General features: G+C 68.4%; 6 protein-coding genes. 5 read left to right on the top strand and 1 reads right to left on the bottom strand.

Annotation, left to right across the window (positions count from 1 at the left end; translation table 11 throughout):
- The 3 genes from QZV72_RS02860 to amt all read left to right on the top strand — a co-directional run.
- Positions 1-854 (top strand): PDR/VanB family oxidoreductase (locus QZV72_RS02860; RefSeq protein WP_297005012.1); only part of this gene is annotated, 854 nt, incomplete at its 5' end.
- Positions 851-1,918, top strand: a complete 1,068-nt coding sequence (locus QZV72_RS02855; protein WP_297005010.1) for a DUF3445 domain-containing protein — start codon at positions 851-853, stop codon at positions 1,916-1,918. The genes QZV72_RS02860 and QZV72_RS02855, both read left to right, overlap by 4 nt.
- Before the next feature lie 137 nt (positions 1,919-2,055).
- Positions 2,056-3,339: an ammonium transporter gene (gene amt / locus QZV72_RS02850; protein WP_297005008.1), complete on the top strand. Its 1,284-nt coding sequence runs from the start codon at positions 2,056-2,058 to the stop codon at positions 3,337-3,339.
- Here amt and QZV72_RS02845 read toward each other — a convergent pair.
- Positions 3,324-3,965: a TetR/AcrR family transcriptional regulator gene (locus tag QZV72_RS02845; protein WP_297005007.1), complete on the bottom strand. Its 642-nt coding sequence runs from the start codon at positions 3,963-3,965 to the stop codon at positions 3,324-3,326. The genes amt and QZV72_RS02845 overlap by 16 nt on opposite strands.
- 107 nt (positions 3,966-4,072) lie before the next feature.
- Here QZV72_RS02845 and QZV72_RS02840 point away from each other — a divergent pair, with 107 nt between their 5' ends.
- Complete coding sequence (locus QZV72_RS02840) at positions 4,073-6,283, top strand: ABC transporter permease (protein ID WP_297005006.1); 2,211 nt, start codon at positions 4,073-4,075, stop codon at positions 6,281-6,283.
- 47 nt (positions 6,284-6,330) lie between these two features.
- Complete coding sequence (locus QZV72_RS02835) at positions 6,331-7,641, top strand: ammonium transporter (RefSeq protein ID WP_297005004.1); 1,311 nt, start codon at positions 6,331-6,333, stop codon at positions 7,639-7,641.
- Positions 7,642-7,721 lie beyond the last annotated feature (80 nt).

Below are 7,721 nucleotides of genomic sequence, written 5' to 3'. Positions count from 1 at the left end.
GCAGTCACATCGCCGTCCACTGGACCGGTGAGGACGGCGCCGCCGGCGCCAACGCCTACTCCCTGACCAATGACGGGGCCGCCCCGATGACCTACGAGATCTCGGTGCGACGGTCCCCGTACGGTGCGGGAGGCTCCCGGTGGGTCCACCGTCTCCGCTCCGGCGACACGGTCACCGTCTCCCGCCCGCGGAGTCTCTTCCGCCGGGCGAACACCGCCACCCGGGAGATCCTCATCGCCGGCGGGATCGGGGTCACCCCGGTCCTGTCCCACGCCCGGGACGCCGCACGTTGGGGACGCCCCGTCGACGTGATCTACTCCCACCGCCCCGATGCCGCGGCCCACGTCGCGGAACTCCGCGCCCTCTGTGACCGGCCCGGAGCCACCTTCACCGAGACCGGCGGGTCGGAGGAGACCCAGGTCGAGCTCGACCGCGTCCTGGCGTCCAGTCCGATCGGCACCCACGCCTACATCTGCGGCCCCGGCCCGATGATCGGGGCCTTCCGGGCCCGCGCCGCCGAGTACCGGTGGCCGGCGTCCCGGGTGCACTTCGAGGCCTTCGCCGCCCCGGAGCTCGACGCCGGCGAACCCTTCGACGTCATCGACACGGCGTCCGGCCGCAGCGTCACCGTCCCCGCGGGCGTCAGCGCACTCGTGGCACTGGAGGGCGCCGGCTACACCGTCCCCAACATGTGCCGGCAGGGCGTGTGCGGCGAATGCCGTCTCAGCGTCCGCGCCGGTACCCCGGTCCACCGTGACATGGTCCTCACCGACGACGAGCGCGCCGCCGGGTCCTCCTGGCTGCCCTGCGTCTCCCGCTGTGAGGGCGAGACCCTGGAGGTTGCACTGCCATGACCACCACCACCGACGGTGTCTACCGTCAACCGCTCGCGGCGTCCCCGGAGGACGCCCTCGCCGCGCTCGCCGGTTTCCCGTTCCCCTTCCCCCACGAGGTGTACCGTTACAGCGCCAACGTGGAGCCCGCCGAGCAGGCCAGGCGTTCCGCCGCGGGACAGTGGGGGGAGACGGTGATCGACATCGACCGCCACTACGCCGCGGAGCTGAGGGAGAAGGACCGCGTCCTCACCGTCGACCCGGGCCGGTACGTCGCCCTGCCGCGGATGATGCCCGCGGAGTGGGACGCCCTGCTCGCGGTCCTCAACGAACTGTCGACCGTCTACCCCGGCCACTTCACCCTCAGCGGTGAGGGGGACGACCGTCACTGGTCCAACCGGCTGGCCGATCCTCCGGTGGAGCAGGACTTCACGGTCGGGGACACGAGGACCCTGCCGTGCGCCCCGCTGGAGTTCGCCGGACGCCAGGTCCAGGAGGACATCGCCCTGCTCGCCGAGCGTGACGGGATGCTGTGGGGTGACTCGATGGTCGTCACCTTCGCCGCGGACTGGTCGCCGGCCTTCGACGCCGGGATGAGTTTCCCGGAGATCCACGGCCCGGTGCCGCGGGTCCATGAACAGGGCATCGTCGAGCGGGCCCAGAAGTTCATCATGGGTCTGCGGCCCGGCCAGCGGTTCCGGAGGACGAACTGGACGCTGACTGTCGACGGCCGGCTCGACACCGGCACCGAGTCCTACCCCGAGTGGGGGCCGGACCGGCTCAGTGTGGTCAACGGCCCGCTGTCGGAGGTCGGCGACCGGGTGTTCCTGCGGGTGGAGGTCCAGCACCTCATCCGGTTGCAGTGGTCGGGTGCGGTGATGTTCCTCATCCGCAGCTACCTGGAGCCGTTGAGCGCGATCGCGCAGATCCCGGAGTGGGCGCTGCGGGTGCGCGACGTGCTCGCCGAGCTGCCGGAGGACATGGCGGAGTACAAGGGTGTCGACCGGACACGGTGGCCCGCGGTGAAGTGGCTGGAGACCCACGGGGGAGTGGCCGCCGCCTCGCGTCCCGGCGTCGGCGAGTGACGCGGTAACTGAAGTTAAACACCTTTAACTTACGAGAAACACCGGTCGCACCGGCCGGAAATGAACGCCTTTTACCCTGATGCTCGACTTCAAGGGCACGACTTCAAGGGCACGACAATGAATCACAAGGAGATGACATGGATGCTGCATCCGTCGCATGGGTCCTGACCGCGACCGCACTGGTCCTGCTGATGTTCCCCGGACTGGCGATGCTCTACGGTGGAATGCTCTCCGGCAGGAGCGTCATCAACATGATGATGATGGTGATGAGCTCACTGGCGGTGACCACCGTCGTGTACGTCATCGTCGGGCACGGTCTGGTCCTCGGCGAGTCGGTCGGCGACTGGGGGATCATCGGCAGACCCGGTGACTTCGTCCTGTTCAACGACCTCACCGGTGACGACGGGGACGGCACCACCATCCTCGGCGCCTTCTACATCCTCTTCGCCGCCATCTCGGTGGCCCTGGTCTCTTCCGGCGCGGCGGGCCGCATGAAATTCGACGCCTGGATGGGCTTCGCCGCGATCTGGGTCATCGTCGTCTACGGTCCCATCGCCCACTGGGTCTTCAACCCCGACGGTTGGATGCGGGCGGACCTGCAGCTCCACGACTACGCCGGTGGTACCGCGGTCCACATGAACGCCGGCGCGGCCGGCCTGGCGCTCGCCGTCTTCCTCGGACGCCGCAACTCCGCCAGGAAAGAGAAGCCGCACAACCTCCCGCTGATGCTCATCGGTGTGGGCATGATCGCCATGGGCTGGCTCGGCTTCAACGGCGGCACCGCCGGTGCCGCGGACTTCCTCGCCCAGTACGTCGTCCTCACCACCATCCTGTCGCTCGCCGGCGGGATGCTCGGGTTCATTGTCATGCAGCGTCTCATCGACGGTGCGTACACCCTGATGGGCCTGGGGACCGGCGCGATCGCCGGTATGGTCGCCATCACCCCGGTGGCGGACGCGGTGAACCCCACCGTCGCGATCATCGTCGGTGTCCTCGGTGCCGCGGGGGCCTTCGGCGCCATCAGGCTGGCGCACAGGTTCGGGATCGACGATTCCGCGGACGTCTTCGCCGTCCACGGGGTCGCCGGCATGGTCGGCGCCATGATCGTCGTCTTCCTCGGCGATCCGGACGCCCCCGCGGAGCACGCCGGGATCGTCCTCGGCGGCAGCTGGGACATGCTCTGGCGGGAGCCGGTGGCCATCATCGTCACCGTCGGCTACAGCTTCTGCGCCACCTACGTCATCGCCTGGTTGATGAACAAGGTCCATCCGATCCGGATCACCGCCAGAGACGAGCGCATCGGCATCGACGCCGCCGTCCACGACGAGAGCGCCTACGACCGTCGCGCCGACGAGAACGAGGCAGACAGCGACGCCGCCGACCGGGAGATCAGCACCGGTGCGGACTACACGGTGCGGTAGTCCCGGCCACCGGTGACGGGGGCGGTCAGCAGGCCGGCACCGGCATCGATGAGGAACCATCCGACGGAGACCCAGTCTCCGCCGGACGTCCTTTTCTGCTCCAGGCCTTCCTCGAAGGAGGAGAAGGCCTGGAGCATCATCGCGTCGAGCATCCGGGCCCGGTCCGTCAGGACCTTGTGGGGGACGCCTGCGACACTGATCCCGCAGTCGTCGAGGAACGGACCCAGCCGCATGTTCGGTGCGGAGTCGTCGACGTGACCGGTCGCCCGGGGGGATGCGGTCACCCGGGCGAGGAACCTGGCCCGTCGCACCGGTGCGGGGCGTCCCGCGAAGTCGTGGACCCACGGCAGCACATGGGCGACCAGGGCGTCACGGACGGTCGGGGGACCGGGCAGCGCGTCGACCATCGCCGCACGCGTCGCAGCCTTGCCCTCGGTCTCCCTGGCGAGCAGCGCGCACAGCAGGCCGTCGCGCCCACCGAAGTGGTAACCCACCGCGGAGTGGTTCGCGGTGCCGGCCTCCTCGGCGATCGCCCGGTCTGACACAGCGTCGATGCCGTGGAGCGCGAACAGTGCCTCGGCGGCGTCGAGCAGCGCTTCACGGGCACGGTCACTGCGGGAAGTCATGGACATAGACCATACCGTGCCCGTCGATGCCCGGTTTTAAGTCATGTGGCGTAGTATCGCTGGGTCTCAGTGATTGACCCGTGTTCGCCAGAGAAAGGACCCCGCCCTTGAGTGACTCCACAGACACAGATCCGGCGACGAAGGCAGCCAGGGCGGCGAAGGCGGAGAAGATCGGCCGCTACGTCGCCATCTTCGTGTTCCCCCTGATCATGGTGGGGATGATGGTGTGGGGGTACCTCTACGCGATGCACGCCCCCGCCGCCCACAACATGCCGGTGAGCGTCTCAACCTCCTCGGACTCCACCGACGCCCGGCAGGCGGCGGACTCCTTCGCCGCCGCCCTCGACAAGGTGGAGGACAACGGGAGGCACGCCTTCTCCGTCACCACCGGGCAGGACGCCGCCGACGCACGCAGGTCCGTCGTCGACAACGACTCCGTCGCCGCGGTCGTCCTCGGCGACGACGGGGCGACGCTCTACACCGCCGGTGCCGCCGGACTGTCCCAGGGACAGTCCGTCCAGAAGCTCGTCGGCGCGACCGCCGCCGCCGAGGGCGTCAGCGTCACGCCCGAGGACGTTGTCCCGCTGCCGGCGTCGGACTCCGCCGGCATGGGCGCGATGTTCATGACCACGGCCATCGTCATGGCAGGTTACGTGCCGCTGAGCATCGCCCTGTCCTTCGCCCCGCAGCTGCTGCTGCGCAAGCGTCGTGCGGTGCCGGTCCTCGCCGCGTGGTCCGCCCTCATCGCCGGGCTGATCTGGTTCGTCGTCGGACCCGTCATGAACGTCATCGACAGCTCGGACGCCGGAGCGGTACTCGGGATCACCTTCCTCAGCGCGTTCGCCATGGCCGTGGTCCAGATGTTCCTCACCCGCATCCTGGGGCCCATGGCCGTGATGGCCGGGCTCCTGCTGCTCATGGTGCTGGGCATCCCCGCGTCCGGCATGTCGATATCACTGTATTCCGTGCCGACGTTCTACCAGTTCCTCCACTCCTTCCTGCCCACCCCGGCAGTCGGCGGAGCACTGCGTGCGGTGCTCTACTACGACGGCGTGGGCGTCTGGCCGCACCTGTGGGTCCTCATCACCGGCGGCGCGGCCGGCCTCCTGCTCACCGCGCTGCTGGACACGGCCAAGGCGCGCCGGGGCAGGCGCTCGAACTCGGCCCTGGTCAACCTCGAGTCCCTCCACAGCGGCCCGCGGCCCGAGAAGCGGTTCTGGCAGTACCTCGGCCTGCTCTTCTTCCCGCTGGCGATGGTCTCGATGATGATCACCGCCATGCTCGGAACCATGCATGACCCGGCACCGCGGGACATGCCGGTCATCGTCGTCGGTTCAACGGTCGACCAGGCACAGGAGGCGGCCGACGGTCTCGCGCAGAGTATGCCCGGAATGTACGACTTCACCGTCACCGATGACGCGGAGGACGCCCGGAACCAGGTCCTGGACCGGGATGCCGTCGGTGCCTACGTGCTGCCCTCGGCGTCCTCCCCGGAGGCGACCGTCGTGGTCAACCAGGCCGCCGGGATGAGCGCGGCCCAGGCCGTCACCACCACCTTCACCCAGATCGCCCGGGCACAGGAACTGCCCGTGGCCACCGACGACGTCGCCCCGCTGTCCGGGCGGGACACGATGGGCACGGTGTCCCTGTACATCGCGATCGGTTGGATGATGTCCGGGTTCATGGTCATCGCGGTGGGGTCGAACGCCCAGCCGGCGTCGCGGCGTCTGCGTACGCTGCTGCCGTTGGTCGCCGGCTACTCGGTGTTCATGTCCACGGTGGTCTGGCTCATCGCCGGTCCGATCGTCGGTGCGGTCGCAGGTCACGCCCTGCCGCTGATCGGCACGGGGATTGTCGCGATCTTCTGCGTGGCGATGTTCGCGGCGTTCCTGGAGAGACTCTTCGGTCTGCTGAGCATCGTCGTCACCGTCGGCGTGATCATGTTCCTCGGCATCCCGGCGTCCGGCGGCGCGATGTCGGTCTTCATGTCGCCGCCGTTGTTCGCCTGGCTGCACAATGTCCTGCCGATGGCGGCAGCGGTGGAGAGCGTCCGCTCGATCCTCTACTTCGGGTCGGACACGGTCGGTCACTGGCTCCTCGTCTTCCTGACCTGGGGGGTGGTATCGCTGCTGCTGGTCCTGGTCGTCGACCGGGTCAAGCCGGTGCGCACCGGCACACGCAACCTCTCCGAGGACCTCAACGCCAGCCCGTGGACGACTGAGGGGACCACCGAGCTGCCAAGTCGTGCGGAGATGGTCCTGGCGGAGGCGGAGGCGGAGAAGAAGGAGAAGGAGAAGGAGCCTGTAACCTCCGGGTAATCTGCGGCAGACGTGGCCGAAACGCGTGTTTCCTACTGTTTAACTCCATGAGTGCAGCTGACATTGCGTGGATGTGTACCGCTTTCGCCCTGATGCTCCTGATGTTCCCGGGGCTGGCGATGCTCTACGGCGGGATGCTCAACGGACGCAGCGTTCTGAACATGATGATGATGGTGATGACGTCACTGGCGGTCACCGTCATCATCTACGTGCTGGTGGGGCACGGGCTGGTCCTCGGTGAATCCGCCGGCGGGGTGGGCATCATCGGCGACCCGACCAGCTTCACCTTTTTCAGCACACTGACCAGTGATGACGGGGCGGGGACAACGATCACCACGGCCTTCTGCACTCTGTTCGCGGCGGTCTCGGTGGCCCTGGTCTCCTCGGGGGCGGCCGGGCGCATGAAGTTCGACGCCTGGATGGGCTTCGCGGTGATCTGGGTGCTCGTGGTCTACGCCCCGGTCGCGCACTGGGCGTTCGCCGACGACGGCTGGTTCCGCACGGTTCTCGATGTCCACGACTACGCCGGCGGTACCCCGGTACACATGAACGCCGGCGCGGCGGGCCTGGCGTTGGCGATCTTCCTGGGCCGACGCGCAGAGCCCGACCGGCGTCCGCACAACCTGCCGCTGACACTCATCGGTGTGGGAATGCTGGCGATGGGTTGGATGGGCTTCAACGGTGGTTCGGCGGGTGGAGCGAACTTCGTCGCCGAGTACACGGTGATGACCACGCTGCTGGCCCTGGCAGGCGGCATGATCGGGTACATCGTCGTGCAGCGGGTCTTCGACGGCTCCTACACACTCATGGGGCTGGGGACCGGTGCAATCGCCGGGCTCGTGGCGATCACCCCCACTGCGGACGCCGTGGACCCGGTCTTCGCGATTCTCGTCGGCGTCGTCGGGGCGGCCGCGGCTTTCGGCGCGGTCCGGCTGGCGCACCGGTTCGGGATCGATGACTCGGCGGACGTTTTCGCGGTCCACGGTGTGGCAGGCATGGCGGCGGCGATGCTGGTGGTGTTCGTCGGGTCCCCGGACGCCCCCGCCCACCACGCCGGGATACTCTTCGGCGGCGGTGGGGACCTGGTGTGGCGGGAGCTGGTGGCGATCGTGGTGACCGTCGGGTTCTCCTTCTGCGCCACCTATGCGATCGCCTGGCTGATGGACAAGGTCAGCCCGATCAGGATCACCGCCGAGGACGAGAGCATCGGCATCGATGAGGCGGAGCACACCGAGCAGGCCTATGCCACCCGGGGCACGGAAGGCACCGGGTCCCTGATGCGTGCGGGTCCAGATGAGGTCGAGGTGGTCGGAGATCTGCCGGTGGGAGTCGTCGAGGGTGGTGGTCACGGTCGGTGACGCCCCCTTTTGTCCCGTGGTACGAAGGTTGTGCGTGTGACCGGACAGTGTCAACCAGGTGTTCGAGTAAGGTGCAGGGT

Origin of the sequence: uncultured Corynebacterium sp. (assembly GCF_902782855.1) — a bacterium.
In the GTDB taxonomy this organism is placed as follows: Bacteria; Actinomycetota; Actinomycetes; order Mycobacteriales; family Mycobacteriaceae; genus Corynebacterium.
This window is presented reverse-complemented; position numbering and strand designations above follow the sequence as displayed.